Below are 1,047 nucleotides of genomic sequence, written 5' to 3'. Positions count from 1 at the left end.
CGTCGAGCAGCACGCACGCGACCACCCAGTCAGGGCCGTCGGTCCCCTTGATCTGGATGGCCGCGGGGGTGACGCTGACCAGGGTTCCGGGGTCCAACTCGTTGGACGACTGCTGGGCGTGGGTCAGGAACGACTGCACGTTGCGGGTCTGGGACCAGTCCGCGGCGCCGACTCCGCCGGGCATCGCCCAGTCGCGGTGGATCTCCGTGGCCAGCGGCAGCGACATCGCCGACAAGAGGCGAACCTCGATGGCCGCCAGCTGGGCCGCCGCGCCCTCGGGTGTGTGCGGGAAGCCGGACGACACACCGCTGTCGCCGACGGTCGTGGCGGCGGGCAGCCTGATCGCGGGAGGCAGGGAAATCGCCACCCCCGGCGTGAGGCCGGCGTCCTGGGCCGCCGTCGCCATCGGCGCTGCAGCACTGAGGTCGCGCCTCTGGGCAGGGTCGGCGTTCGGGTGAGCGCTGCTTGGGACGCCGTCGGGCGCGGTTCCCGCCGAGAAGCTGGAGACCAGGGTGTAGCCCAGCCCGTACAGCAGGACGCCGCCCACCAGGAGCAGCCCCGCGAGGACGCCCAGCAGCTGACTGCGTGAGAGCGGGACGACCTCGGCCATGTCCGCCGGGCTGGGTGGGCGGCGGCGGAACATCAGCCGACGCAGCCGTCGCCGAGGATGCCGTTGAGCATCCCGTAGCCACCCATCAGCACCACGGCGAGCACCAGGACGCCGGCGAGGCCGATGATGCCGCCCTTCGAGAGGTGTGGGGAGTGCGTGGCTCGTCCGACGAGGATCGCCCCGACGGACACCAGGGCCGCGATGCCGAACAGCCACAGCACGGACCACAGGACCATGCCCGAGATCTGGTCTGTGTAGGCGGCGACGCCCGTGGGCGCCACCGGGCAGATCTTCAGCGGGACGATCAGCGGGTTCATGTCGGTTCCTTTCGGAGGAGGGCGAGGACGTTCTGGGCCGCCTTGAGGAGCGGGGCGGGTAACGGGTCGGGGGTCAGGCCGGTGACCTGCAGGCGTGGGTCGAGCGGGAAGTCGGCGAGG

At 71.7% G+C, this 1,047-nt stretch carries 2 protein-coding genes; both read right to left on the bottom strand.

Translation table 11 applies throughout. The annotated features are described in order from the left end of the window. Window positions 1-610 (bottom strand): hypothetical protein (locus tag Q1K57_RS03565; RefSeq protein WP_300079039.1); only part of this gene is annotated, 610 nt, incomplete at its 3' end. Window positions 611-642: 32 nt separating this feature from the next. Then, window positions 643-927 (bottom strand): hypothetical protein, encoded by a 285-nt coding sequence (locus tag Q1K57_RS03560; RefSeq protein ID WP_077348554.1) that lies wholly within the window; start codon window positions 925-927, stop codon window positions 643-645. Window positions 928-1,047 lie beyond the last annotated feature (120 nt).

Source organism: Propioniciclava sp. (genome assembly GCF_029977985.1).
Classification (GTDB): domain Bacteria; phylum Actinomycetota; class Actinomycetes; order Propionibacteriales; family Propionibacteriaceae; genus Propioniciclava.
Note: the sequence above shows the minus strand (reverse complement) of the source record. Positions and strands in the feature narration are given on the sequence as shown.